The 24439-nt window shown below is 68.9% G+C and carries 25 protein-coding genes; 13 read left to right on the forward strand and 12 right to left on the reverse strand.

What is annotated here, in order from left to right:
* Positions 1 to 7: 7 nt before the first annotated feature.
* Complete coding sequence (locus SACCYDRAFT_RS21530; protein WP_005459425.1) at positions 8 to 3268, reverse strand: LamG-like jellyroll fold domain-containing protein; 3261 nt, start codon at positions 3266 to 3268, stop codon at positions 8 to 10.
* Between the two features lie 293 nt (positions 3269 to 3561).
* Complete coding sequence (locus tag SACCYDRAFT_RS21535; RefSeq protein WP_005459426.1) at positions 3562 to 4560, reverse strand: LacI family DNA-binding transcriptional regulator; 999 nt, start codon at positions 4558 to 4560, stop codon at positions 3562 to 3564.
* An 83-nt stretch (positions 4561 to 4643) separates the two neighbouring features.
* On the opposite strand from SACCYDRAFT_RS21535, the gene SACCYDRAFT_RS21540 reads away from it, so the two are divergent.
* Positions 4644 to 5138 carry a DUF4396 domain-containing protein gene (locus SACCYDRAFT_RS21540; RefSeq protein WP_005459427.1) on the forward strand — a complete coding sequence of 165 codons (495 nt, stop codon included), beginning with the start codon at positions 4644 to 4646 and terminating at the stop codon, positions 5136 to 5138.
* A 6-nt stretch (positions 5139 to 5144) separates the two neighbouring features.
* Here the strand turns inward: SACCYDRAFT_RS21540 and SACCYDRAFT_RS21545 are convergent, their stop codons facing one another.
* Both SACCYDRAFT_RS21545 and SACCYDRAFT_RS21550 read right to left on the reverse strand, forming a co-directional pair.
* A complete protein-coding gene (locus tag SACCYDRAFT_RS21545) occupies positions 5145 to 5747 on the reverse strand; it encodes a hypothetical protein (protein WP_005459428.1) in 603 nt (200 codons plus the stop codon).
* Positions 5744 to 6580, reverse strand: a complete 837-nt coding sequence (locus SACCYDRAFT_RS21550; protein ID WP_005459429.1) for an SAM-dependent methyltransferase — start codon at positions 6578 to 6580, stop codon at positions 5744 to 5746. Before SACCYDRAFT_RS21550 ends, SACCYDRAFT_RS21545 begins: the two co-directional genes overlap by 4 nt.
* A gap of 327 nt (positions 6581 to 6907) precedes the next feature.
* Between SACCYDRAFT_RS21550 and SACCYDRAFT_RS21555 the strand changes: the two genes are divergently transcribed.
* On the forward strand, positions 6908 to 7984 hold the full coding sequence (locus SACCYDRAFT_RS21555; protein WP_043537464.1) for a M23 family metallopeptidase: 1077 nt from the start codon (positions 6908 to 6910) through the stop codon (positions 7982 to 7984).
* Between the two features lie 78 nt (positions 7985 to 8062).
* Here SACCYDRAFT_RS21555 and mgtE read toward each other — a convergent pair whose 3' ends face one another.
* Positions 8063 to 9403, reverse strand: a complete 1341-nt coding sequence (gene mgtE, locus SACCYDRAFT_RS21560; RefSeq protein ID WP_198285046.1) for a magnesium transporter — start codon at positions 9401 to 9403, stop codon at positions 8063 to 8065.
* Between the two features lie 152 nt (positions 9404 to 9555).
* Between mgtE and SACCYDRAFT_RS21565 the strand changes: the two genes are divergently transcribed.
* Positions 9556 to 9981 carry a pyridoxamine 5'-phosphate oxidase family protein gene (locus SACCYDRAFT_RS21565; RefSeq protein ID WP_005459433.1) on the forward strand — a complete coding sequence of 142 codons (426 nt, stop codon included), beginning with the start codon at positions 9556 to 9558 and terminating at the stop codon, positions 9979 to 9981.
* A 10-nt stretch (positions 9982 to 9991) separates the two neighbouring features.
* Here the strand turns inward: SACCYDRAFT_RS21565 and SACCYDRAFT_RS21570 are convergent, their stop codons facing one another.
* Positions 9992 to 11038, reverse strand: a complete 1047-nt coding sequence (locus tag SACCYDRAFT_RS21570) for a M48 family metallopeptidase (RefSeq protein ID WP_005459434.1) — start codon at positions 11036 to 11038, stop codon at positions 9992 to 9994.
* A gap of 62 nt (positions 11039 to 11100) precedes the next feature.
* Here SACCYDRAFT_RS21570 and recQ point away from each other — a divergent pair, with 62 nt between their 5' ends.
* Both recQ and SACCYDRAFT_RS21580 read left to right on the forward strand, forming a co-directional pair.
* The gene (gene recQ / locus SACCYDRAFT_RS21575) at positions 11101 to 12936 is read left to right on the forward strand and encodes a DNA helicase RecQ (protein ID WP_005459435.1); all 1836 of its coding nucleotides are present in this window, start codon (positions 11101 to 11103) and stop codon (positions 12934 to 12936) included.
* Between the two features lie 464 nt (positions 12937 to 13400).
* Positions 13401 to 13670, forward strand: a complete 270-nt coding sequence (locus SACCYDRAFT_RS21580; RefSeq protein ID WP_005459436.1) for a hypothetical protein — start codon at positions 13401 to 13403, stop codon at positions 13668 to 13670.
* A 61-nt stretch (positions 13671 to 13731) separates the two neighbouring features.
* On the opposite strand, the gene SACCYDRAFT_RS21585 is transcribed toward SACCYDRAFT_RS21580, so the two are convergent.
* Complete coding sequence (locus tag SACCYDRAFT_RS21585) at positions 13732 to 14478, reverse strand: 3'(2'),5'-bisphosphate nucleotidase CysQ (protein ID WP_043536777.1); 747 nt, start codon at positions 14476 to 14478, stop codon at positions 13732 to 13734.
* A gap of 69 nt (positions 14479 to 14547) precedes the next feature.
* Here SACCYDRAFT_RS21585 and SACCYDRAFT_RS21590 point away from each other — a divergent pair, with 69 nt between their 5' ends.
* Positions 14548 to 15357, forward strand: a complete 810-nt coding sequence (locus SACCYDRAFT_RS21590) for an SDR family NAD(P)-dependent oxidoreductase (protein WP_005459438.1) — start codon at positions 14548 to 14550, stop codon at positions 15355 to 15357.
* A 152-nt stretch (positions 15358 to 15509) separates the two neighbouring features.
* Here SACCYDRAFT_RS21590 and SACCYDRAFT_RS21595 read toward each other — a convergent pair whose 3' ends face one another.
* Positions 15510 to 15764, reverse strand: a complete 255-nt coding sequence (locus tag SACCYDRAFT_RS21595; RefSeq protein WP_005459439.1) for a hypothetical protein — start codon at positions 15762 to 15764, stop codon at positions 15510 to 15512.
* A 53-nt stretch (positions 15765 to 15817) separates the two neighbouring features.
* Between SACCYDRAFT_RS21595 and SACCYDRAFT_RS25570 the strand changes: the two genes are divergently transcribed.
* The gene (locus SACCYDRAFT_RS25570) at positions 15818 to 16243 is read left to right on the forward strand and encodes a hypothetical protein (protein ID WP_052309149.1); all 426 of its coding nucleotides are present in this window, start codon (positions 15818 to 15820) and stop codon (positions 16241 to 16243) included.
* Here the strand turns inward: SACCYDRAFT_RS25570 and SACCYDRAFT_RS21605 are convergent.
* Positions 16232 to 16915 carry a metal-dependent transcriptional regulator gene (locus SACCYDRAFT_RS21605; protein WP_043536780.1) on the reverse strand — a complete coding sequence of 228 codons (684 nt, stop codon included), beginning with the start codon at positions 16913 to 16915 and terminating at the stop codon, positions 16232 to 16234. The two genes, SACCYDRAFT_RS25570 and SACCYDRAFT_RS21605, sit on opposite strands and share 12 nt — an antisense overlap.
* 21 nt (positions 16916 to 16936) lie before the next feature.
* Positions 16937 to 17368, reverse strand: a complete 432-nt coding sequence (locus SACCYDRAFT_RS21610) for a GNAT family N-acetyltransferase (protein WP_005459443.1) — start codon at positions 17366 to 17368, stop codon at positions 16937 to 16939.
* Between the two features lie 48 nt (positions 17369 to 17416).
* Between SACCYDRAFT_RS21610 and SACCYDRAFT_RS21615 the strand changes: the two genes are divergently transcribed.
* The 4 genes from SACCYDRAFT_RS21615 to SACCYDRAFT_RS21630 are packed head-to-tail and all read left to right on the forward strand — an operon-like array spanning position 17417 to position 20613.
* Positions 17417 to 18172: an enoyl-CoA hydratase/isomerase family protein gene (locus tag SACCYDRAFT_RS21615; RefSeq protein WP_005459445.1), complete on the forward strand. Its 756-nt coding sequence runs from the start codon at positions 17417 to 17419 to the stop codon at positions 18170 to 18172.
* Entirely contained in the window at positions 18169 to 19695 is a 1527-nt protein-coding gene (locus SACCYDRAFT_RS21620; protein ID WP_005459447.1) for an ATP-dependent acyl-CoA ligase, read from the forward strand. The genes SACCYDRAFT_RS21615 and SACCYDRAFT_RS21620 overlap by 4 nt, the downstream gene beginning before the upstream one ends.
* On the forward strand, positions 19686 to 20294 hold the full coding sequence (locus SACCYDRAFT_RS21625) for a TetR/AcrR family transcriptional regulator (protein ID WP_005459449.1): 609 nt from the start codon (positions 19686 to 19688) through the stop codon (positions 20292 to 20294). The genes SACCYDRAFT_RS21620 and SACCYDRAFT_RS21625 overlap by 10 nt, the downstream gene beginning before the upstream one ends.
* A complete protein-coding gene (locus tag SACCYDRAFT_RS21630; protein WP_005459450.1) occupies positions 20287 to 20613 on the forward strand; it encodes a hypothetical protein in 327 nt (108 codons plus the stop codon). The genes SACCYDRAFT_RS21625 and SACCYDRAFT_RS21630 overlap by 8 nt, the downstream gene beginning before the upstream one ends.
* Before the next feature lie 100 nt (positions 20614 to 20713).
* Here the strand turns inward: SACCYDRAFT_RS21630 and SACCYDRAFT_RS21635 are convergent, their stop codons facing one another.
* Positions 20714 to 21883: an acyl-CoA dehydrogenase family protein gene (locus SACCYDRAFT_RS21635; RefSeq protein ID WP_005459451.1), complete on the reverse strand. Its 1170-nt coding sequence runs from the start codon at positions 21881 to 21883 to the stop codon at positions 20714 to 20716.
* Between the two features lie 151 nt (positions 21884 to 22034).
* Between SACCYDRAFT_RS21635 and SACCYDRAFT_RS21640 the strand changes: the two genes are divergently transcribed.
* Both SACCYDRAFT_RS21640 and SACCYDRAFT_RS21645 read left to right on the forward strand, forming a co-directional pair.
* On the forward strand, positions 22035 to 22742 hold the full coding sequence (locus SACCYDRAFT_RS21640; protein ID WP_005459452.1) for a 4'-phosphopantetheinyl transferase family protein: 708 nt from the start codon (positions 22035 to 22037) through the stop codon (positions 22740 to 22742).
* Positions 22743 to 22781: 39 nt separating this feature from the next.
* Positions 22782 to 23942 carry an isochorismate synthase gene (locus SACCYDRAFT_RS21645; RefSeq protein WP_005459453.1) on the forward strand — a complete coding sequence of 387 codons (1161 nt, stop codon included), beginning with the start codon at positions 22782 to 22784 and terminating at the stop codon, positions 23940 to 23942.
* Between the two features lie 88 nt (positions 23943 to 24030).
* Here SACCYDRAFT_RS21645 and mihF read toward each other — a convergent pair whose 3' ends face one another.
* The gene (gene mihF, locus SACCYDRAFT_RS21650) at positions 24031 to 24342 is read right to left on the reverse strand and encodes an integration host factor, actinobacterial type (protein WP_005459454.1); all 312 of its coding nucleotides are present in this window, start codon (positions 24340 to 24342) and stop codon (positions 24031 to 24033) included.
* Positions 24343 to 24439 lie beyond the last annotated feature (97 nt).

Genomic DNA, 24439 nt, shown 5'->3' on the forward strand with positions numbered 1-24439 from the left:
GATACCGTTAACGAATCGCCAGTTGACCGATTTGTTCGTCGGTAGGAACCCCGGCGAACACGCGCACCTCGTCAATGGCCCCGTACCAGGGATCGGCCTGAAGGCCTGTCCAGACCGTGCGCCCGATGAGGAACTCTCCGGCGTTGTTCCACGAATGCACGTCGGTGGCTTTTCCGGAGAACCTTCCGTTGACGTAGAGCCGTGCTTCCCGTGCCTGCGCGTCGTACACGCCGGTCAGGTGCACCCATTCGCCCGCCGTCGCGAGGTCCGCGCTGTGCGCCACGCCTCCGCCGCGTTCACAGCCCTTGCTCGTCGGGCAGGTGACCACCATTCCCCATCGGCCGGTGTCGATCCGATAGCCGAGCGAGAAAGGCGTGTACTCGGGATCGTCCATGCTCACGGCGGTCTTCTGGTAGTCCAGGTCGTCCGCCTTCACCCACGCGGCCACGGTGTAGGACTTGTCGGTGCGGATGTCCGGTCGTGGTGCGGAAAGGTGCTGCCATTCCGTGTAGTGGTGGTTCAGCCGGACCGACGTGAACTCCCCGACCTCCCAGGACGCGTCGCCGTGGAAGACGGCTTCGCGCCCGGTCACCTCGTCGCGGGTCGTGGTCCCGCTGCCCTCCTCCATGGCGTAGTGCGCTCGCAGCACCGCTTGCTGGGCCAGCAGAGCCGCTTCGGAGTCGACCAGCACGCGGTCGTACAACCGGACCTCGTCGATCGAACCGGAGAAGTGGTCGACGTGGTTGTCGCTCCACAACGCCCGGCCGACGGTGAGCGGGCCGCTCGCCGACCACGCGCCGCTGTGGGGCTTCACACCGGCCAGGACACCGTCGACGTAGAGCCTGACCTCCTGCGCGGCCGCGTCGTACACGCCCGTGACGTGCGTCCAGACTCCGAGCTCCACCTGCTGCGTCGAGCGGATACGGCTGTGGACGCTGCCACCCCCGACGGCGTCCTCGCTGAACATCACGAAAGCCCATTCGCCGTTCGACGTGGTCTGGAGCTGGAACCCGCTGACGTGTTCGCCGTCCTGGGAGACGATCGCCCGGTTTCCTTCCGACGTGCTCGGCTTCACCCATGCCGCCACCGAGAAACTCTCGGCGGTGTCGACACCGGTCGGCTCCGACAGCCAGTCGTCCGCGCCGTCCAACGCGGCCGCGGAACCCTCGTACCCCGGTTCGTCGAGAACGGGGGCTCCCTCCGCCGTCAGGGTGCGTCCCTGGGCACTCTCGTCGGTCAGGTCGCCATCGAGCTTCCAGTGCCCTGTCAAGCCCGATGCCAGCGGATCGTGTGCCCTGACGAAGACCTTGTACCGGTAGATCTCCGAACGGTTGCCGGCTCGGTCGACCGACCGCACGAACAGGGTCTGCGGCCCGTCCAACGTCGGTGTCCAGCGGATCCACGCCTGCCCGTCCTGTGCCGTGACGCGGGTCTGCGGGTCGTCGGTCTGATCCTCGGTGAACGAGTACAGGAAGTGGTCGACGTCGGAGCCACTGTCGGAGGTGAGGAGGAAGTCCCCGGTCTGGCCGAGTCCACCGGCCGGCGAGTCGTACGGGTAGTCCTCCGATGTCACCGACGGTGTTTCCGGGGCGACCGTGTCCACCTCGAACTCGCAGTCCGACGACCAGGACGTCAACTGGTCGTCCTTCGACCAGAGTCGCCACGTGTACAGGCCGTCTCCGTCGATCACGCCTTCCTTCACCGTCACCTCGGCGAACGAGCCGGACGGAACGTCCCTGATCACGGTCTCGTTGCCGTCCCACGTGGCTGCCGACCCGGTTCCCTTGAGAACTCGGAAGCCCGCGTCGAGGGTGCCCCTGTCAGGGTCGGACACGCGGGCGCGCAACCGTGGAGTCGTGGTCGGGACAGCGGGGCGTTCCGCGCCCGTGGCGCACGCGACGAGCCCACCCTGCATGGACATCTCGGTGGGCTTGTTCGGGTAGGAGTTGTACTTGACCTCCAACACCGGGTCGAGATCGAAGCGCCGCCAACTGTCTCTCGACGTATCCGCCGCCTTGAACATGAAGGTCAGCTTCGTCTTGCCGTTCGCGACAGCTCCCTTGACAGTGTTCGTCAGGCCGATGTCGACGCCGCCCTGGCTCGGGCAGAACTGAACGTTGTTATACACGTTGAACTGGTCGAGCTCCGAAGTCCAGTTCGGTTGGTTATTCCAGGTCGTGTTTGGTGAGATCGAGTCGGTCAGCCAAAGTTCCGTGCCTCCGCCACCAGAACAGCCGTAGGAATGCTTCACCCTGGTGCGCAGCGTTGCACTGTTGATTCGCTTGCCCTGCACGCCTCGAAGGTCGAGCTCGACGTACGAACGAGAGATGCCGGAGTCGTCTCCCGCGTTTCCCGCCTTGAGATCGCTGAGCTCACCGGTTCGTTTGTCGAAGTTCTTCGCAGTCTCGTGACCACTCTGGACAACCACGTGGTGGTTGGTCTTTCCCGCCCAGTTGTAGCTGGGGTCGATGAACACCGGGTACTGCGTCTGCGGGTCTTCGAGGAACGATCGGTCGGGACGCACGGTGATCGTGTCACCGGACACGTCCGCGGTCATGGTGGCCATCCCGGCGTCGGCCGGGACAGCCACGACCTCCCCCGCGGAGTCGGATCCGGAGGAGTCCCACATCCGGGAGGCGTCTCCCACGAATTTGAGCTCCCCTTCGGCATCCCTCGCCTCCAGGCCGTCGGCGTCGCCGCTCAACGACACGTTGTGAGTGTGGGATCCGTAACCGATCTCGCTCAGCTCCGGATGATCGGCGGCCTCCCGTGTCTTGATCTTCAGAAGCTGGCTGAATCCTTCGGGATTCGCCGTGACGATGAGATCGACGTCCGGCAGCACGTCCGGATACGTCGCCGTGGAGCCATCGAGTACGGGCTCAGGTAACTCACCCTGCCACTCCAGGCCCACCTCGTAGCCGTCCTTCGACGCGACCACCAACGGCTCCGCCGCGCCACCCGGCGACAGGGTTACGTCGACCGGCGTCGCGACCGTACGGATGGTGCCGTCACTCCGGCGCTCCCAGGTCGTGTCGATGGATCGCCACTGCCCGTCCTGTTTCACGCGTTGGGGAGTGAGACTCTGCCTCCAGGTGAAGGTTCCGTCCGGGTTGGCCAGAACCTCGACCGTCTCGGTGGTCTCCTCCTCGACTCGGACGGGCTCGCCCTCCGCCTTCGCCCGCGCCGATGCGGACATCGCCGCCGAAGTCTCTTCCGCACGCGCCGCGGGTGCGATGACCACCGTCAGTGTGGCGACGACAGTGAGCATCACCAAGACGGCGACCGACCGCGCTCGCAGTTGAGCAGGGCACGACGACCGTGTATGCACTTGCCAACCCCCCGCAGATCATCACGCGCAGACCCCTCACGCTGCGCGACTGGCCGCACGCAGCCTGGCACCAGGCATGCGCCTGCGAATCGGCCGAACGGGGCAATGAGCCCGAAACCGGTGTGATCTAAGTTTCAACAAGAACGAGTACGCGACGACTTCGTCAAGCTTCGATATCGGAACCGGGCCGTCGTGTCCGGCCCGAGGTCGGAACGACACCACGCCCCACGGCGTCAGCGCCCGCGCACCGAACTCTCCCGCACGTGCAGGTGTGTCGGCAGTACCGTGCGCGTCGGCTCGGCATTCGGGTTCTTGATACGTCGCACCAGCGCTTCGGCCGCCACGCGGCCCTCCTCGTACGTCGGCTGGCCGACGGTGGTGATGGTGGGCCGCACGAGTTCCGCCCACGGCAGTTCGTCGAAGCCCACCACGCCGACGTCGCCGGGCACGGACAGCCGACGTTCGGTCAGGCAGCGCAGCACACCGATCGTCATGAGGTTGTTGGCGACGAACACCGCGTCCGGCCGCTTTGGACCGTCCAGAAGAGACTGCATAGCGGCGTGACCACCCGGCTCGCGGAAGTCGGCGAAGCGCACCAGCGACTCGTCCGCGTCGCGGCCCGCTTCGGTGAGCGCGGCGTGGTAGCCGCTCAGCCGTTGCGCGGCCGTGCTGTACTCCCTGGGCCCGGTGACGCACGCGATGCGCTCGAACCCCTGCTCCACGAGGTGCTTCGTCGCGATGTGGGCGCCCTGCTCGTTGTCGGCCAGCACCGCGTCGGCGCGCACACCGTCCAGTTCGCGGTCGACGAGCACCACCGGGCAACCGGCGCTCGCCAGCGAGTTGACGTGGGCGGCGCGGTACGACGACGGCGACAGGATGACCCCGGCCATGCGTTCGGCCAACGCCACGTCGACGTAGTCGGCCTCCTTCGCCTCGTCCTCGTCGGAGTTGCACAGCACCACCGAGTAGCCCTCTGCGGAGGCGACGTCCTCGATGCCGCGCACCATGTCGGTGAAGAACGGGTTGCGCACGTCGGAGATGATCACCGCCCACAGGCGGGTGCGCTGGGTGCGAAGGCTGCGGGCGACGAGGTTGGGACGGTAGCGCAACGCGGCGACCGCCTTCGTCACACGCTCGGCGAGCACCGGATCGACCGAACCGCCGTTGAGCACCCGCGACACCGTGGCGACCGACACCTCGGCACGCCGCGCCACGTCGTAGATCGTCGCCACAGGATCGTCTCCTCGCCGTGCCCCGTCCGGGTTGACCGATGTTAGCAGCGGGTAGTCACCGGGCTCGGGGAAAGGAGGAGGCGGTGTCGGACAGCCACCAGCACACGCGCACGCAGGCCCACGCACACCACGGCGCCTCTTCGGCCGGCTGGGGTATGGCCGTGTCGGCGACGCTGCACTGCCTCACCGGCTGCGCCATCGGCGAGGTGCTGGGCATGGTGATCGGGACGGCGCTCGGGTGGGGCGACGTCCCCACCATCGCCCTGGCCGTGGTGCTCGCGTTCTTCTTCGGTTACGCGCTCGGCATGCGCGGTGTCCTGCGCGCAGGCCTCCGGTTCCGGCAGGCGTTGCGGGTGGCGCTTGCCGCGGACACCGTGTCGATCACCGTCATGGAGATCGTGGACAACGGCGTGATGCTCGCGATCCCGAACGCGATGGAGGCACCCCTGGACTCACCGGTGTTCTGGGGCTCACTCGCCGTGGCGTTCGCGGTCGCGTTCGTGGTCACCGCGCCGGTGAACAAGTGGCTCATCGGCCGCGGCAAGGGGCACGCCGTCGCCCACTCCTACCGCCACTGAATCCTGTCAAGCTCCCCGGGCGTTACGTTTCAGGGTCTCTTCCACCAGAGCCTGGTGCGCCCGCTCCGCCCGTTCCTCCGGCGTGGGTGGCGGTGGCGGTTTCCAGGACACCCCGTGCCAGTAGGCGGCGATGTCGCTGGTCTGGCGCACAACGACATCCTCGGCGGGCGGTGCGGGCCAGAACTGGAGAAGGTAGGAATCCACCTCGTCCTCGTCCGCACCGCGCGTGTCCCGCTCCCGCCCGGCGTCCATGGCGTAAGCGCTGTACCGGACCCGGTAGTCGCGTTCCGTCAGGTGCAGGTCGTGCCCCCACCCGCCGGCCCAGCCCACCACTCCGGCGGCACCTGAGGGCCGGAACGACACCTCGACGACGTCCTCCCACCTCTCGTCAGGCTCCGGCGGCTCCTCGCGCACCTCGACGGTGAGCCGAACGCAACCGGTGTGCAGGCCGGTGATGCAGAACAGGAAACCGGGTGAGGCGGCCCCGCACAGGCCGTTGCGCTGGCCGACGAAACACGCGGCCATCTCCGGTTGGTCGCACTCCGACTCGACGTAGAACTGGCCGTAGTGCACCTCCACGTCGCCGTCCAGGACGGTGCGCACGCTCACCGCTTGACGGCCACTCCCCCGAGCATGAGGTTCTCCTCCGGCCACGGCTCGCGCGTGCGGGGCCCGGCGGGCCACCAGTCGTCCAGCCGCACGAGTCCCGGGGACAGCAGCTCCAGCCCGGCGAACAGCTCCTCGATCTGCTCCCGCTTGCGCCAGAACCCCGTGCCCACGCCCGCCTCGCGGATCTTGCGTTCCAGGTCGTGCGCCTGCTTCGACCACTCCGGGTTCTCGCTGTCCGGGTCCCAGAAGTGGGTGATCGCCAGGTAGGAGCCCGACGGCAGCGCGTCGACGTAGTCGCGCATGATGCCCACCGGGTCCTCTTCGTCGGACACGTGGTGGAGCGTGCCGATCTGCATGAGCACCAGCGGCCGGTCGAGTTCGAGGTGGCGCGTGATCTCGGGGTGTGAGAGCACGTCCTTCGGTTTGGTGAGGTCGGCCTCGACGAACCTGGTGTTCTCGTTCTCCTCCAGCAGAGCCCGGCCGTGCGCGTTGCAGATCGGGTCGTTGTCCACGTAGACGACCCTGGCCTCCGGGTTGCTGAACTGGGCGACCTCGTGGGTGTTCTGCACCGTGGGAAGACCGCTGCCGAGGTCGAGGAACTGGTCCATGCCCGCCAGTTCGGTGAGGTAGCGCACCGCGCGCACGAGGAAGCGGCGGTTCATCCAGCTCACGTCGCCCTGGTGGGGCGCCACCTGCTTGATCTGCTCGAAGACCTGCCGGTCGACCTCGTAGTTGTCCTTCCCCCCGAGGCTCGCGTCGTAGATACGGGCGACCGTCGGTTTGGTGGGGTCAAGCTTCGCCGAGGGCGGGATCGGCTGTGTTGCGTCCTGCACTACGTCGGGCTCCTTCCAGTGGCGACGTTGATGTTGATCAACACTGTGCCACCGAACGTGATGGATCAAGCCGAGTGTGTCACCTCGGGAAGCGTCATGGAACCCCTTTCGACCAGGGGTGCGGACAGCGCATAGAGCAGCACTTCGTATGCAGTCAAGTACGACGCGCCGAAAGTTACGGCAAAAGTAACCGAATCGTTGTGGCGAGCGTCAAGTTTGGTAGAGGGCGATCTTGCCGACCTCGCATAGTCGCCAGTGCCCCGATTCGAGTACGTCGGCCCCCCACCGGCGTGCTTCCCCCGACACCCAATGGAGTCGCACTTCATCATGCGTGCGCGTCATGTCCGACGGGCCGCGCCGATCGCGCTGCTCGCCTCCCTGACCCTGATTTCCACCCCCGGCGTCAGCTTCGCGGACCCAGCCGCGACGTCACAGCAGGACGTCAACATCCAGCAGACCGCCGCCGAGCAGGGCGAGAAGTCACTCGACGAGCAGATCACATCGGCGGAGAAGGCGCTGGAGATCGCCAAGAAGCAGGCCGCCGACGCGAAGCGGAAGCTCGACAACACGACGGCGGAACACGACAAGGCGAAGAAGGCCACCGCGGACGCTCGCGGCAAGCTCACCAAGGCCCGCGACACCCTCGGCAAGGCCGAGGTCCAGCTCCGGCAGGCCGAGAACCGCGTCGACGAGCAGTCGTCCGGGTTCAGCTTCGACGGTGTCGTCAGCTCGCTGCTGGGCTTCCTCGGCTCCGACGTCACCGACTCGATGAGCCAGGACGTCGAAGCCAAGCGCGACGCCGTCGAGGCCGCCGAGAAGGCCGTCGAGAAGGCCGAACGCGAGGAGACCAAGGCCGAGCGCGCCAAGGCGAACGCCGAGAAGGCGCACGAGCAGGCCGTGGCCAAGCAGGACGAGAAACAGTCCGAACTGGACAAGCTGAACGAGCGCAAGAAGGCCGAGGAGGCCGAGAAGCAGGCCGCCGCGGCTCCCGCCGGTGGTGCTGCCGCCCCCGCCCCCGCCCCCGGCGTCGTGAAGCCCGCGGAGGGAACGTTCACCTCCGGCTACGGTGCCCGCTGGGGCACCACGCACTACGGCGTGGACATCGCCAACAGCATCGGCACCCCGATCTACTCCCTCATGTCGGGCACCGTGATCTCGTCCGGTCCCGCGAGCGGCTTCGGGCTGTGGGTGCGCGTGCAGCACGACAACGGTCTCATCAGCGTCTACGGCCACATCAACGAGTCGCTGGTCACCGTGGGTCAGCGCGTCGAGGCAGGCCAGCAGATCGCCACGATCGGCAACCGCGGCCAGTCCACCGGCCCGCACCTGCACCTCGAGATCCACGAGAACGGCGTGAAGATCGACCCGCTGCCCTGGTTGGAGGCACACGGCATCACGCTGTGACCGCCGTCCAGGCCTGAGGCTCGAAGGCCGTCGCCACCGCGACCCGGTGGCGACGGCCTTCTTTCACGTGCGAGCCGCTCACAGCCCGAACACGAGCCGTGCCACGAGGAAGTAGATGATGAGCCCCGTGGCGTCGACGAGCGTGGTCACCAGGGGTGCGGAGATCACGGCGGGATCGATGCCGACGCGCTTGGCCAGAAGCGGCATCGTCGAACCGATGGTGGCCGCCCACGCGCACACCGCGACGAGCGACACGGCCACGCTCGCCGCCACCGTGACGTCCACGAGCAGCGTGCCGATGACGAGCGCCACCGCGGCCAGCATGGCACCGAGCACGAGTCCCACCCGACACTCGCGCCACGCGACGCGCAGCACGTCGCGCGTGCGCACCTCCCCCACGGCCAGCGCCCGCACCGCCGCCGTCGCCGCCTGCGCGCCCGCGTTGCCGCCCGTGCCCACCAGCAGCGGGATGAACAACGCCAACGCGGTCACGCTCGCCAGCGTGTCCTCGAAGACCTGCAGCACGTTCACCGTCAGCGTCGCCGCGAGGATCAGCAACAGCAGCCACACCGCCCGCGCCCGGGCCAGCTCCACCACGCTCGCCGACATGTAGTGCCCCGCCCACGGCGTCGACCCCGACTGCCGGGCGATGTCCTCGGTGTCGGCGGCCTCGATGACCTCGAACGCGTCGTCGATCGTGAGCAGGCCCAGCACCCGGTTCTCGCTGTCGGTCACCGGAAGGGCGAGCACGTTGGTGTCCTGCATCAGCCGCGCGGCCTCCTCGACGTCGGCCGTGGCACGAACCTGCGGCGCGTCGGCGTCCGCGATCTCGGCGACCGGACTCTCGGGGGCACTCAGCACGAGGTCGCGCAGCGACACCGTGCCGAGGAAGCAACGCCGGTCGTCGATCACCGGCAGCGTGTACACCGTCTCGGCGTCGGCCCCTTTGCGCCGCACCACGGCCAGGGCCTCGTCCGCACTCATGTGGTGGCGCACGGCCACCGTCTCCGGAGTCATGTAGCGGCCGACGGAGTGCTCCGGGTAACCCAGCAGCGCGGCGGTGTACTCGCGTTCGCGGGGGCTGAGTCCCGCGAGCACGTGCCGGGCGAACTTGGCGGGTGCCTCACCGAGCAACCGCGCCCGGTCGTCGGGCGCCATCCGCTCGACCACGTCGCGGAACGCGGGCTCGCGCAACCCTGACAGCACCTTCTGCTGGTCGGTGGGATCGAGCTCCTCGAAGACGGTGAGCGCACGCTCCTTGTCGAGCAGGCGGAACAGCAGCACGGCGTGGACCGCGTCGGCGCGCGCGATCTCGTCGGCGACCTCGTACGGCTGGTGCTCCGCGAGCCAGCCCTGAAGGCCGGGGAGGTCGTTGTCCTCGAGCAGATCCCTCAGTGTCTCGGTCGGCTGTGCTGCCATGGCGGCCACGTACTCCCTCCAGTCCCCGCCCAGCGGGATACCCCGGGGGTAAACGTGGTCACGCATCGGCGCGATCTCGTCCACGGGGCGGGAATGCCGCACGGTCGCCGGAGGTTGTGTCGATCACGACCGACTCGTGAAGGAGAGCATCGATGTCGACGGTCATGACCCCCGCCGAGCGGGAAGCGTTCCTCGCAGGCCACCACGTGGGTGTGCTCGCCGTGGCCCGGGAGGGCAGGGCCCCGCTGGCCGTGCCGATCTGGTACGGCTACGAACCCGGTGGTGACGTCCTGCTGTGGATGGATCGGGACTCGGTGAAGGAACGCGCCATCCGCAAGGCGGGGCGGGTGAGTCTCGTGGCGCAGTCCGAGCAGCAGCCGTACGCCTACGTCAGTGTGGAGGGGCCCGTCGTGTCGAACGACGAGCCGCCGACGCGTGAGGAGGCACTGGCCATCGCGGGCCGGTACCTGCCCGCCGCCGAGGCCGAGGCGTTCGTGCGCAACAGCCTGGGCTCCACGAGCATCCTGGTGCGCGTCCGACCGGAACGCTGGCTGAGCCAGGACCAGGGCAAGTCCTGAAGCCGCCCGCTCACCTCCTGTCGTCACCGTCGGTGGAACCGCGCGGCGCCAGCTTGCTCCACAACGAGCCCGCCGCCCCGGACACCGCCTCACCGACGTCGGAGAAGACCTTCGTCAACGGATCGGCCGAGGACGCGAACGACTCCCGGTAGGAACGCGCCGCCGACTTCACGTCCTCGGCCCAACCGCGGTGGGGTGCCTCGGCGTCCCGCCTCGGGTAGTCGCCGGCCAGGATCGCCCGGTACTCCCCGGACGCGGCCCACTTCTGCAACTGCGCCGCCCGCACCACCGCGAGCGGGTGTGACAGCAGCTCCACGTTCCGCAGCTTGGCGATGCTGTCGCGGACGCTCTCCACGGAGTCGTACTCGTCGGCCTGCCGCAGGAAGGCTTCGAGGTCCACGCGCGCCGGGTCGATGCCACCGGCCATCAGCACGTGCGTGCGCAGCGCCGCGGCCGGGTCCTGCCCGCACAGCAGGCCCGCTCGGTCGCAGGACAGTTCCGACTTCCGGAACCACTCGTTGAGCGCGCCGATGACCGCCCTCAGCCCGAACGCGCTCATCGGCGTCCACGACAGGGTGGACCGCAGGTCGAGCAGGCGCAGCAACATGGTGCGGTACACGGCGTGCCCGGACAGCACGTGGCCGAACTCGTGGCCGACCACGAACCTCAGCGAGTCGACATCCAGCAGCTCGACGAGGCCGGTGGTGAGCACGACGAACGGTGTCTCCATGCCGATCGTCATCGCGTTCGGCTCGGCCTCCCGGGTGACGTAGAGGTCGGGGAGCGGATCAAGTCCCAGAGTGTCCGCGCAGTCGGTGCGGATCTCGTGCAGTTCCGGGTACTGCGTGGGGCCGACCCGCACGGCGGAGCTCAGCGCCATCAGGTGCTCACCGCGCTCGTGGAAGAACCCGGTGACAACCTTCAGCACCTCGGCGAAGCCCGGCACCATCCGCAACGTCGCCAGCGCACCGCGGTCGACGGGATGCTCGTACGCGCGGGGACTGATGTCGGGGAAGCGCATCCGTCCGGACGACGCCGTGGTCAGGGGCCGAGCCATCGAAAGGTTCCTTTCGTCGCCGGAGGGCCGCGACAGTCTAGTGGCGGCCTAGGATCGCGGGGGTGGGGAATCCGCAGACACTCGACGTCCTCAGGCGCGTCTTCGGCTACGACTCGTTCCGCGACAACCAGCAGCAGATCGTCGACCACGTCACCGACGGCGGCGACGCGCTCGTGCTGATGCCCACCGGAGGCGGCAAGTCGCTCTGCTACCAGATCCCCGCGCTGGTGCGTGACGGCGTCGGGGTGGTGATCTCACCGCTGATCGCGCTCATGCAGGACCAGGTGGACGGGTTGCGTGCCGCGGGTGTGCGCGCGGGGTACCTCAACTCGACGCAGGACCCGGACGAGCGCCGGACGGTGGAGGCGGAGTTCCTCGCGGGCGAGCTCGACCTGCTGTATCTCGCGCCGGAGCGGCTGCGTTCCGAGGCCACGATGCGGCTCATCGAGCGTGGTCCGGTGTCGGTGTTCGCGATCGACGAGGCGCACTGTGTCTCGCAGTGGGGCCACGACTTCCGCCCGGACTACCTGGAGCTGTCGACACTGCACGAGCGCAGGCCGGACGTGCCGCGCGTGGCCCTGACCGCCACGGCCACCCCCGCGACCCGCGACGAGATCGCCACGCGGCTGAAGCTGGAGGACGCGCGCGCGTTCGTGTCCAGCTTCGACCGGCCCAACATCCAGTACCGGATCGTGCCGAAGAAGGACCCGCGCAAGCAGTTGCTGGACTTCCTGCGCACCGAGCACTCCGGTGACGCGGGCATCGTCTACTGCCTCTCCCGCCGCTCGGTGGAGGAGACCGCCGAGTTCCTCACCCGCAACGGCATCGAGGCCCTGCCCTACCACGCGGGGCTCGACGCGGGCACCCGTGCCCGTCACCAGGCGCGGTTCCTCCGGGAGGACGGACTCGTGGTGGTGGCCACCATCGCGTTCGGCATGGGCATCGACAAACCCGACGTCCGGTTCGTGGCGCACCTCGACCTGCCCAAGTCGGTGGAGGGCTACTACCAGGAGACGGGCCGGGCGGGACGCGACGGGCTGCCGTCGACGGCATGGCTGGCCTACGGGCTGGCGGACGTCGTGGCGCAACGCCGTTTGATCGACACCTCGGAGGGGGACGCCGCGCACCGGCGACGCCTGTCCACGCACCTCGACGCCATGCTCGCGCTGTGCGAGACGGTGGACTGCCGCAGGGCCCGCCTTCTGGCGTACTTCGGGCAGGACGGGGCGGAGAGTCGCTGCGGCAACTGCGACACCTGCCTTTCGCCGCCGGAGTCCTGGGACGGCACCGTGGCGGCGCAGAAGCTGCTCTCCACCGTGGTCCGCCTGCGCCGGGAACGCGGGCAGAAGTTCGGGGCGGGCCAGGTCATCGACATCCTGCGCGGCAAACGCACCCCGAAGGTGACCCAGCACAGGCACGACGCACTGTCCGTCTTCGGAGTGGGCTCCGACCTCGGCGACGGTGAATGGCGCGCGGTGGTGCGGCAACTGCTCGCACAGGGCCTGCTCGCCGTCGAAGGCGACTACGGCACGCTCGTCACCACAGCCGCCTCCGACGAGGTGCTGTACCGGGGGCGGACGGTGCGGATGCGGAAGGACCCGGCCAGGGTCGCGGTGCGCTCCTCTCGCGCGACGGCGTCGGCATCGTCGTCGGCACGCGCCGAGCAGGTACCACTGGACGGGGAGGCGGCCGCCGTGTTCGACCGACTGCGGGCCTGGCGTGCGGCCACGGCGAAGGAACAGGGTGTTCCGGCGTACGTGATCTTCCATGACGCGACGCTGCGGCAGATCGCGGCGCTGCGCCCCTCGACCCGTGCCGAGCTCGGCACGGTGAGCGGTGTGGGAGAGACCAAGCTGAACCGCTACGGCGACGAGGTACTGGGCGTGCTGGCGTCCTGACCGCCAGGCCGTCCGCGACCGAGGCCCCCGGCTTCGACACTCGGTGGGGGCCTGCGTTCGCCGCCCGGAAAGCGGTACACGAGCGATGTCGCCGACGCGAGAAGCGGAATACGAGTCGCTTTTCAACAATTCACCTACCGGGTTTTCATACTATCGGGTCATTTGCCGCCGCGTCGCCCAACACGTTTTGCACCACACCTCCCCACCGGAACGAGTGACGAGAGCTGAACGAGCGGGTAATCCACCACGGATCGTGACATGTACGATCACCCGTTTCCCCTGGTCAGAGCAGAACTTTACTCCAATCCAGAGTCCGCAGTGATCCACGTCACTACAGAACGGGTGAGCCGAATCGGCTGCATTTTGCCGTGTGCCCCCGCAGTCACGCTTGTAGATTCGTTGGCGGTTGCGGTGGATTTCTACCGCGGCACTAACGTCACTCGAGTCGATAGGAATGGGTTAAGGTGTTCAAGAAGACTGCTATTGTGGCCACCGCTGCGGCCGGGATGCTGATGCTGGGCTCGCCCGCCTTCGCGACCACGCCGGGTGAGAACGACGTTCACGACAACACCAACCAGGCGGGTCTCATCAACGTCGACGACGTGCTGAGCGAAAACCAGATCAACATCTGCCCGGTGGTCAGCGTTGACCTCCTCGGCCAGATCGGCCTGCTCGGTGGCGCGAACGAGAACAACGTCGCGTACTGCAGCAACGCTGAGGCGACCGACAACTGAGTCAGCGCACTCCAGCCACGGGTGGGAGGCCACGGGCCTCCCACCCGTTTCCATGTCCGCGTCAGTCCACTGTGGTGGCGATGGCGGTCAGTATCGGACGCGCCAACTCGGGACGGCAGACCAGCAGATCCGGCAGGTACGGCGACGCTCTGTTGTACACCAGCTCGGAACCGTCCACTCGCGACGCGTGCAGGCCCGCGGCACGGGCGACCCCGACGGGCGCGGCCGAGTCCCACTCGTACTGACCACCCGCGTGCAGGTAGGCGTCCGCCTCACCCCGTACCACGGCCATGGTCTTCGCTCCCGCCGATCCCATCGGAACCAACTCGGCGTCGAAAGCGTCCGCGACCTTTTTCGCGAATTCGGGAGGTCGAGTGTCACTCACCAGAATGCGCGTTCTTTTCCTGAACGGCCGAGTACTTCCCCGCGATTTCTCGCCCGTGGCGGTGACAAGGCCGCGGTCGGGTTCGGCCACCGCGGCGTCCGTGATTCCCAGACCCACCTGCCACAGCGCGACGTGCACCGTCCAGTCCGAGCGCCGGAGTCCGTACTCACGGGTCCCGTCGAGCGGGTCCACGATCCAGACCCTGGCCGCGCTCAGTCTGGCCGGATCGTCGGCGGACTCCTCCGAAAGCACGACGTCGTCCGGCCGGTGCTCCGCGAGAAGACGCACGAGCAACGCGTTCGACTCGGCATCGCCACGCCGTCCCAACTCCCGGGCGTCCGCGCCGGTCGCCTCGTCCCGGACCCGGAGCAGCAGGTCGCCGGCCTCACCGGCCAGCCGCGCGGCAAGTCGTGCATCGCTCATCATTTCGGGAGCGTAACCGCCACCCGGAGCTGGGTATCCGTAGCCCAGAAGCGACGGAAGGCGGAACACATGAATTCCCAACTGGCCGTGGTGACGGGTGCCTCGACCGGGATCGGTCGCAGGATCGCCGAGGAGTTCGCGCAGCACGGATTCGACCTCGTCCTGGCCGCCGACGACGACGCGCTCGACTCCACCGTGACCGAGCTCGAGGCGCCGGGACGGAAGGTGTGGAGCGTGCACGGCGACCTCGCCAGCTACGCGGGCGTCATGGAGCTGGCCGACCGTGTCGAGGCGCTCGACCGCCCGGTGGACGTGCTGGTGCTCAACGCCGGGGTCGGGGTCGGCGGCCCCTTCGCCGCGAGCCCGGAGTCGCTGCACGATCAGTTACGCGTCGTGAACCTCAACGTGGTGAGCACCGTGCATCTGGCCAAGCGACTGCTGCCCGCGATGGTCGAACGTGGCAGTGGCCGAGTCGTGGTGGTGTCGTCGACGGTGGCCGGGTTGCCCGGCCCGTACCAGGCCACGTACAACGCGTCGAAGGCGTTCCTGTCGTCGTTCGCCGCAGCCGTCGACGAGGAACTGCGCGGGACGGGCGTCACCGTCACCACGGTGCTGCCCGGCGTCACCGACACGGAGTTCTTCGCACGAGCGGGGATGCTGGACACGAAGATCGGCGCGACGTCGTTCAAGGACGATCCGGCACGCGTGGCACGCGAGGCCTACCGCGCGGTGATGGCGGGACGGGCCCACGTCGTCACCGGGCCGCTCTACAACTGGGCGTTCATCCTGGCCGGAAGGCTGCTTCCGGACCGCCTGCTCGCCCGGATACACCGCCCTCTCTCGAAACCGGGCTCCGCGCGCTCGCACGCCACCACCTAGAACGGACAATCCGGCCGACACGACAGCCCGCGAGGAACCTCCGCGAAACAGCGCATCGTCGAAGGAGCGCGCTGGTGCCGGGCTCTTGTGCCCGCACCAGCCGCTTCAGGCGTCGCGCCCCGTCAACGACCAGTAGGCGACGGCCGAGGAGATCACCACGCACGCGGCGAGCACCACCGCCGCGCCGGTCGGGGAAAGCACAGCCCCTCGCTGCCTGCGAGCTGCTCCGGAAGGCTCGGCACGGCCACGGCGGCGAGCGCGGGCACCACGCCCTCGCTCATCGACTCCCACGGCGCGATGGGGCTGGGCCGGTCGCCCACGATGACCGACACGACGACGAGCATCGCCAAGGTGGTGACGAGCGACAGCGACAACGTCGTCGCACCGACGGCCACGGTCTTGCCCACCAGCACCCGCCCCGGCGGGAACCGCCGCGAGCGTGCTCCGAACGGTTCCGGTCGTGTACTCGGAGGTGACCGCGAGACCTCCGAAGGCGGCGACGCAGAACTGCAGGAACGGCAACACCAGCACGGACATGTCGGCGCTGGCGAACCGCGCCTGCTCCTGCGGGGGAGAGCTGTTCCAGGACATCCTTCCGACCTGCGACAAGGGGTTCGAAGACACCGGTGCCGAGCTGGACCTTCTTCCTTACGAGGTGTATGAGCCCGACGAGTTCTTCATTCTGATCGACGGCAGCGCGCCGTCCCATGTCCGGACCGCAACCCGGCAGCAAACCGAGTACTGGAGCGGAAGAAGGGGCCGCGCACCTCTGGCGAAGTACCTCGCGAAGGCAGGGTGCCCCGGTTCGCGGAACACGTCCGTCTGTATCAGGGTCAGCTCTCACTTCCGGGCGACCGCTGACCCCAGCGGCCCGTTAACGCAGTGACACCGACAGGGCCTGCGCGATCTCCCTGCCGAGTGCGTGCGTGGTGTCGGCCGGTGGCTGCCCCACCTTCACCACGATCGAACCGCCGAACGGCTGGCGTTCGAGGACCTCGATGCGTTCGCCGAGCCCGATGGAGCGGTCCGACAGGTACCGCAGCAGTTCGGGGTCGGTGTCCCACACCCGGACGATCTCCCCCACCGCGCCCGCGGGCAGGTCCTCCAGCAGCTTCGTGGAGACCTCCTCCACGGAGCCGTCCACCGCGGGGATCGGATCGCCGTGCGGGTCGCGCACCGGGTTGCCGAGCTTCGCCGCGATGCGTTCGACGAGGAGGTCGGACACGACGTGTTCGAGCAGGTCGGCCTCGACGTGCACCTCGTCCCACGTGTAGCCGAGCTCGGACACGAGGTACGACTCGATGAGCCGGTGCCTGCGCAGCACCGACCTGGCGAGCAACCGGCCGTCACCGGTCAACTCGATGCCCCGGTACGGCACGTGCTCCACGAGACCCTGCTGCGCGAGCTTCGTGACCATCCCCGAAGCCGACGACGGGCTCACCGCCAACCGGGACGCCAACGACGTGTTCGTGACGGCCTCACCACGCTCCTCCAGGCCGTAGATCGCCCGCAGGTAGTCCTCGATCGAGGCCGATCGACGGTTCGAGGCACCCACCATGCCTTCTACGATACGTACTGCTCAGCCGCGCCAGCGATAGCGCACCCAGCCCGGCACGGGCTCGGCTCCGAGATCGGCGTAGAACGCGGCGGCCCTCTCGTTGCCCTCCTGCATGTCCCACTCGACCCTGCCGTCGGTGCGCGCCTTCAGCTCCCGCAGTAGTTGCCTGCCGAGGCCGAGCCTGCGGTAGGCGGGCCTCACGAAGAGGTCGTCGAGCCAGATCCCGGGCTTGGCCTCCCACGTCGAGAAGTTCCACGAGCAGAACGCCATGCCCGCCGTCGCGCCGTCCACCTCGGCGATGAGCACCCACGCCTTCGGCTCGGGACCGAAAAGGTGCCGCGTCATGTCCGCCCGGTCGAGCACGAGGTCGTCCTTGCCCTCGTAGCGGGCGTGTTCCTCGATCATCGAGCAGATGTCCTCGATGTCGTGCTCCAGCGCATCGCGTATCGGCATGGCATCGACCCTATCGATCGATCGATCGTGTGGCTAGGCTGCACAGTCATGGGGCGAGACTTTGCGACCGTGGACCTGGACCTCGACGACCGTGTGGCGACGGTGTGGCTGAATCGGCCTCACCGCCTGAACGCGGTGACCCCGGAACTGGTGGACGACCTGCTCGGCGTGCTGGGCCGCGTCGCGGGCGACGGCGACGTCGGCGCGGTGGTGCTGGCCGGTCGCGGCAGGGCGTTCTGCTCGGGCCACGACCTGAGACAACCGCCACCGGAGCAGGAGTCCCGCGCGCGGCTGGAACGGCTCCAGGAGGTCACTCGGGCACTGCGGAGCCTGCCCCAGCCCGTGGTGGGCGCTGTACACGGCTACGCCATCGGCGCCGGCGCGGAGTTCGCACTGGGCTGTGATCTCGTGGTGGCGGCCGACGACGCGGTGTTCGCGTTCCCCGAGGTGGGATTGGGCCTGAGCGTCACGGGCGCCGCCTCGCGGCTGCTGCCGCTGCTGGTGGGGCCCATGAAGGCCAAGGAACTGATCATGCTGGGCGAGCGGATCGACGCGGCGACGGCACACGCGATGGGGCTCGTCAACACGGTCGTCCCGGCCGCCGACCTGGCGAAGCACGCCCACGGCGTGGCGCGCTCGCTCGCGGAGAAGCCCGCGTCGGCGCTGGCGCTGGCGAAGCGCGCGATCGACCGGGGCGTCGACTCCAGCGTGGAGGCCGCGCTGGAACTGGAGGTCAGCCACGCGCTGATCACCGAGCACACACCCGAGGTGGCCGCGTCGAAGCAGGAGTTCGAGAACCGATGAGCGACGACCTCGTCAGCCTGCTGCGCCACGCCGCGAAGGCGTGGCCGGAGAAGGACGCCTGGGTGTTCGACGCGACGGGCGAGCGACTGACGTTCGCCGACGTCTCCGACCGCACCGAGTCGGTCGCGGCCTCGCTACACGCACTCGGCGTGCGCGGAGGCGACCGCGTCGCCGTGATGCTCGACAACCGGCCCGAGTTCCCCCTGCTGTGGTTGGCGCTGGCCCGGCTCGGTGCGGTGCTCGTGCCGGTCAACACCAACTACCGCGAACTCGACGGCGAGCACGTGCTGGCACACTCCGGTGCGCGCTTCGCCGTCGCGGACGAGCGGTTCGTGGAGCTACTCCGCACCATCGCGCCGAGGACGTCGGTGGAGCGGGTGCTGACGCCTGCCGAGTTGCCCCGAGGCACCGAGGCACCGCCGTACGAGCCCGCGCCCGAGTTGCCCACCAACATCCAGTACACCTCCGGCACCACGGGAGCGCCGAAGGGTTGCGTGCTGCCGCACCGTTACTGGACCACGCTGGCGCACGGCCTCGTGTCGCACTTCCCGAACATCGCCGAGGACGACACCGTCCTCACCGCGCAGCCGTTCCACTACATCGATCCGCAGTGGAATGTCGCGTTGGGACTGGCGTCCGGCGCGACCCTGGTGGTGCTCGACCGGTTCCATCCCTCGACGTTCTGGCAGAAGGTGCGGGAGCACGGCGTCACGTGGTTCTACTGCCTCGGGCTCATGCCCACGCTGCTGCTGCGTATGCCGCCCTCGGAGGCCGACCGCGACCACCGGGTGCGAGCCGTCAGCGCGTCGGCCATCCCCAAGGACCTGCACGCCGAGCTGGAACGCCGCTGGGGCGTTCCGTGGTTCGAGGCGTTCGGCATGACCGAGACGGGCGGTGACGTCCGCATGTACCCGGCCGACCACGACGACTGCGTCGGCACGGGCTGTCTCGGCAGGCCCGCGCCCGGCCGCGAGGTGATGATCGCCGACGACCTCGGCCGTCCGCTCCCGCGCGGCGAGGAGGGTGAGCTGCTGGTGCGCGGGGTGGGCCTCATGCACGGCTACCACGACGACCCGGAGGCCACGGCCAAGGCGTTCCGAGGCGGCTGGTTCCGCACCGGCGACGTGGCCCGGATGGACGAGCAGGGTCGCGTGTTCTACGTCGGCAGGACCAAGGACATGATCCGCCGCAGTGGCGAGAACATCGTCGCCGACGAGGTCGAGCGCGCGCTGCAGCTCCACCCGGGTGTCCGGACCGCCGCCGTGCTGGGAGTACCGGACGAGTTGCGCGGCGAGGAGGTGAAGGCTCTCGTGGTGCTCGCCGACGGCCACGACGTCACGCCCGAGGAGCTCGCCGAGCACTGCGGCACGAAACTCGCCTACTTCAAGGTGCCGCGCTACTGGGCCTTCGTCGACTCGCTGCCGCTCACCGCGTCGGAGCGCGTGGCCAAGGGGGAGCTCCGCAAGGCAGGCGCCGACACACCGGACGGCTCCTACGACCGGGTGGAACAGCGGTGGCGTTAGACACTCGCGAGCGCGTTCGCAGGGCCGCCGTGAAACTGTTCGCGGCCAAGGGCTTCCACGGCACGGGTATCCGTGACCTCGCCCAGGAGTCCAAGCTGTCGACGGCGAGTCTGTACCACTACATGGGCTCCAAGGAGGAGCTGCTCGCCGACATCATGCGGGACTGCCTGCGGACGTTGCTCGACTCCGCCACGGCGGAGGTCACCGGGGTCCCCGACCCGGTCGAGCGCCTTCGAAAACTCGTGAAACTGCACGTCAGAGCCCATGCGCGCAAGCCGAGGGAGACGCGCATCGTGGACCACGAGATCCACGTCCTCACCCCCGCCGCGCGGCGGTCGGTGGTGGCGCTGCGGGACGCTTACGAGAGCCTCTGGGCCGACGCCGTCGCCGACGGCGTGGCGTGCGGGGCGTTCACCACGGCGCATCCCGGTGTGACCCGGATCGCGTTGCTGGAGATGTGCAACGGGGTCGCGCGGTGGTACTCGCCACGCGGTTCGCTGCCACTCGACGAGCTCGCCGCGCACTACGCCGACGTGGCGCTGCGGGCCCTCGGAGCTTGCCCACAGGGCTCGGCTGAGAGACAGTCGAAGGGTGAGTGAGGAAACCATCCAGCTGGAACTCAACGATGCCGGTGTCTCCCCGAGGCTTCCCCAGCCCTCGGACCCGCGCGACCGAATCCAGGACGTGCCCTACCGACCGGTGGAGTTCCGCGACGACGATCTCTCTGCCGCGTTGGAGCGCTGCGCCGGTTGGCTCCGGCAGGCCCAGCAGTGGCTCGGGGAGCCGGTGGACGTGCTCGCCGTCCACCTCGACTACGACGAACGCGACGGCTACCCCTACTACGACCTGAAGCTGTTGTGCAACGAGGAGGATCTGGCCGGTGTACCGATCGCCCTCCGGGAACAGGGCGCGAGGTAGCCGGACGAAGCACGACGAAAGACCGCGACGCAAGATGAGGTGACAAGGACGCCGTGGGCGCGGCTCGCCCGCTCCACGGCGTCCCCGCGGCCGCTGCCCGTCAGCCCAGAGTGCCGCCCACCTTCACGTGCCCCTTGAGCAGGTTGCGAGCGATGGTGCGGCGCTGGATCTCGTCGGTGCCCTCGTAGATGCGCAGCAGGCGCAACTCGCGGTACCAGCGCTCCACCGGCAGCTCCCTGGTGTAGCCCATGCCGCCGTGGATCTGCAGCACGCGGTCCACGATCTCGTTGGCCTTCTGGCCGCCGTACAGCTTCGCGATCGACTGCGCGTGCCGGGAGTCCAGGCCCGAGTCGACCTGCCACGCGGCGTGGAGCACCAGCCAGCGCAGCGCCTCGATCTCCACGCCCGAGTCCGCGATCATCCACTGGATCGCCTGCCGGTCGGCGAGGGGAGCGCCGAAGGTCTCGCGCGTGTTGGCGTGTTCGATGGCCATCGACAGCAGTCGTTCGCACGACCCGATGGCACGGGCGGGCAGCAGGTAGCGACCCCGGCCGATCCACTGCATGGCGAGCGCGAAGCCCTGGCCGACCTCACCGAGGACCTGGCTGTCGGGCACGCGCACGTCCTCGAAGACCAGCGAGGCGGGGCCCCACTCGCCCATCGTGTCGATGTACTCCGACCGCCATCCCATGTCACGGTCGACGAGGAAACACGTCACACCGCCGTTCGCGCCCTTCTCGGGGTCGGTGACGGCGAAGACCATGGCGAAGTCGGCCTCGTTGCCACCGGTGATGAAGGTCTTCTCCCCGTTGATCACCCAGTCGGAGCCGTCCCTGCGCGCGGTGGTGCGGATGGCCTTGGCGTCGGAACCCGCGCCGGGCTCGGTGATGGCGAAGCAGGACCTGCGCGTGCCCTCGATGGTGGGCAGCAGGTAGCGCTCCTTCTGCTCGTCGTTGGCGTGGAAGAGGATGTTGTCCGCCGAACCGCCGAAGCTGAACGGGACGAACGTGCGGCCGAGTTCGGCCTCCAGCAGCGCCGTCATGACGGCCGACAGGCCCATGCCGCCGTACTCGGGCGGGGTCTGGACCCCCCAGAACCCGGACTTCTTCGCCTTCTGACGCAGTTCGGTCAGCTCGTCGGCGGTGAGGCCGGGCTGGTGAGCGCGCTCCCGGCGCAGCACCTCCTGTTCGAGAGGCAGGAGTTCCCGCTGCACGAACGTCCGGACCCAGTCACGGATCTGACGCTCCTCGTCACTCAGGCTGAAATCCATCGGCTCAAGCTCCCTAGGACGACACTGTCAAGCTGACTAAGCGATTGCTTAGTTCGCACGGTAGCGCAAGGACGACCTTGGCGGCAGCCCCCTCGCCACTTAGATTGGGTCCGACCGGATCGCCCACCGGGTCTTAGGGGGACAGACACACATGACCGACTGCGCCGTGTGGTGGTCGGAGCCGATCACCGAGACGCCGACCGCGCTGGCCCTGCTCGACCCGGCCGAGCACCAGCGCTACGGCGCCTACCGGAAGACCGAGGACCGCCTCCGGTTCCTCACGGGACGGGTGCTCGCCAAGACCGTCGCGGGTCTGCGGCTGGGCCTTCGCCCCGAGGATGTCCACTTCGACGCCACCTGCTCGGACTGCGGCAGGCAGCACGGCCCCGTGCGGGTCCCCGGCGCCGCGCTACGGCTGTCCATCTCCCACGCGGGTGAGCGCATCGGCGTGGCCGCCACCTCGGGCGAACCGGTGGGGCTCGACGTGGAGGCCACGCGGCGCAACGCCGACGACTCCCTGATCTCCTACGCCCTCGCCGAGGCCGAACAGGCGACCCTGCCCTCCGACCCGGCGAAACGCGCCCAGGCGTTCTTCGTGTTCTGGACTCGCAAGGAAGCGCTCATGAAGGCCACCGGACGCGGCCTGCGCATCCCGCTGCAGTCGCTGGTCCTGTCGAGCGCGGAGGAACCCGCCCGCCTGCTCTCCTCGCAGGACGGCTCGCTCTCCCCCGCCACCACCCGTATGGCCGACCTCGACCCCGGCCAGGGTTACCGCGCGGCCGTGGCGGTCATCACCACGGGCGAGATCGACGTCACCGAGCACTGGTGGCGCCAAGAAGCCGGACTCGACGGACAATAGGGGCGAGGAGCGGGAACGACGACGGAAAGGGGGCCGGGCGTGACCGGGCGAAGCCCCCTGGACCTTCTCTCGGATTACCGGCGCGGAGACTTCTTCCTCGCGACCGAGGAGCGCACGCTTCTCGGCCGGGGCGTCCACACCACGGTGTGCGACGCCGACGAGTTCGCACTCGCCGAGCGCGTGCGGACGGTTTTGCGCGGGGACCGTGAGGACACCGTCGGCGGTCCCCGGATCGCCGTGGGTGCGTTGCCGTTCCACAGCGACGCCGCCACCCCGGGCCACATCGTCGTTCCGGCGGAGACGCACGTCACCGGATCCGTCCACCCGGAAGCCGCGTGGTCGCCCCGGCGGAGGATGCGGGCTCCCTCCACGATCCGCCCGGTGCCCGAGCCCGCGCAGCACACGAAGGCCGTCGCCGCGGCCGTCACGGCACTGGAAGAGCGGAACCTGCGCAAGGTGGTGCTGGCCCGCGCCCTCGACGTCGAGCTCGGCGCCCCCGCGCGGCCGGAGGACGTGCTGCACAACCTCGTCGTGGACAACGAACGCGGCTACACCTTCGCCGCCGAACTGCCGAACGGCAGGACGCTGCTCGGCGCGAGCCCGGAGCTGCTGCTGTCCCGACGCGGCGGGACCGTGGTGTCGCACCCACACGCCGGGTCGGCCCCCCGGTCGGCGGACCCCAACACCGACGCGGAACACGCACAGGCCCTGCTCGTGTCCCGCAAGGACCACTTCGAGCACGCGGTGCTCACCGAAGCCATCGTGGAGACGCTGCGGCCCTACTGCCGGCGGCTGACGGTGCCGTCCCGCCCCACGCTGGTGTCCACGCCCACCATGTGGCACCTCGGCACCACCATCACGGGGGAGCTGTCGGACCCCGACGTCACCGCCCTGCACCTCGCCGCCGCCCTGCACCCGACCCCCGCCATCTGTGGCACACCGACATCGTCGGCACGGCAGCTCGTCACCGAACTGGAGGAGTTCGACCGCGGCTACTACGCAGGCACGGTCGGCTGGGTGGATGCGGAGGGCGACGGCGAGTGGGCCGTGTCGATCCGTTGTGCCGAGGTGGCGGAGCAGTCGCTACGGCTGTACGCGGGCGGCGGGATCGTGCCGGAATCCGATCCGAAAGCGGAACTGGAGGAAACCTCGGCCAAGTTCGCGACGTTGTTGCGCGCGATGGGCCTGTCCCAGGAGTGACGCCGGCCAAGCGGCTGGTCGGCGCTCGGTCTTCTCGCCTCGCCGTCGAGGCGTCTTTCACGCGCTGAGGGCCGTCACGCCCCAGCGCTCACTTCAGAGCGTTGATGAGGGCTTCCCGCTGGCGGTCACCCAGGCCCGCGGCCCTGCGGTCGGGGTCGATGCCCGCCTGCTCCATCAGAGCCGTGACCTTCACCTGGCCGAGCCCCGGCACGGCCTTCAGCAGTTGCACCACCTTCGTCTTGCCGACGGTCTTGTCGTCCTTGGCCCGGTTGAGCACCGTCTCGATGCTCTCCTTGCCCGACTTGATGTTGGCCAGCAGCTCGGACCGCGCCTTCCTGGCTTCGGCGGCCTTGGCGAGCGCCTCGGCCCGCTGCTCCGGGGTCAAGGTGGGAAGTGGCAACGTAGTGATCCTTTCGTGCTTTGTCGAACACCGCGTGCACGCGGCGGCGGACCGACAGCGACGCCGTCGCGTGAAGCCGCGACGAGGCCGTCCAGGT

This window comes from Saccharomonospora cyanea NA-134 (assembly GCF_000244975.1).
In the GTDB taxonomy this organism is placed as follows: domain Bacteria; phylum Actinomycetota; class Actinomycetes; order Mycobacteriales; family Pseudonocardiaceae; genus Saccharomonospora; species Saccharomonospora cyanea.

Excerpts from the sequence above, each read along its gene's own strand:
- SACCYDRAFT_RS21530 (WP_005459425.1), bottom strand. The coding sequence starts at position 3,268 with ATGCTCACTGTCGTCGCCACACTGACGGTGGTCATCGCACCCGCGGCG.
- SACCYDRAFT_RS21555 (WP_043537464.1), top strand. The coding sequence starts at position 6,908 with ATGCGTGCGCGTCATGTCCGACGGGCCGCGCCGATCGCGCTGCTCGCC.
- mgtE (WP_198285046.1), bottom strand. The coding sequence starts at position 9,403 with ATGGCAGCACAGCCGACCGAGACACTGAGGGATCTGCTCGAGGACAAC.
- SACCYDRAFT_RS21565 (WP_005459433.1), top strand. The coding sequence starts at position 9,556 with ATGTCGACGGTCATGACCCCCGCCGAGCGGGAAGCGTTCCTCGCAGGC.
- SACCYDRAFT_RS21570 (WP_005459434.1), bottom strand. The coding sequence starts at position 11,038 with ATGGCTCGGCCCCTGACCACGGCGTCGTCCGGACGGATGCGCTTCCCC.
- SACCYDRAFT_RS21585 (WP_043536777.1), bottom strand. The coding sequence starts at position 14,478 with ATGAGCGATGCACGACTTGCCGCGCGGCTGGCCGGTGAGGCCGGCGAC.
- SACCYDRAFT_RS21590 (WP_005459438.1), top strand. The coding sequence starts at position 14,548 with ATGAATTCCCAACTGGCCGTGGTGACGGGTGCCTCGACCGGGATCGGT.
- SACCYDRAFT_RS21605 (WP_043536780.1), bottom strand. The coding sequence starts at position 16,915 with ATGGTGGGTGCCTCGAACCGTCGATCGGCCTCGATCGAGGACTACCTG.
- SACCYDRAFT_RS21610 (WP_005459443.1), bottom strand. The coding sequence starts at position 17,368 with ATGCCGATACGCGATGCGCTGGAGCACGACATCGAGGACATCTGCTCG.
- SACCYDRAFT_RS21615 (WP_005459445.1), top strand. The coding sequence starts at position 17,417 with ATGGGGCGAGACTTTGCGACCGTGGACCTGGACCTCGACGACCGTGTG.
- SACCYDRAFT_RS21620 (WP_005459447.1), top strand. The coding sequence starts at position 18,169 with ATGAGCGACGACCTCGTCAGCCTGCTGCGCCACGCCGCGAAGGCGTGG.
- SACCYDRAFT_RS21635 (WP_005459451.1), bottom strand. The coding sequence starts at position 21,883 with ATGGATTTCAGCCTGAGTGACGAGGAGCGTCAGATCCGTGACTGGGTC.
- SACCYDRAFT_RS21640 (WP_005459452.1), top strand. The coding sequence starts at position 22,035 with ATGACCGACTGCGCCGTGTGGTGGTCGGAGCCGATCACCGAGACGCCG.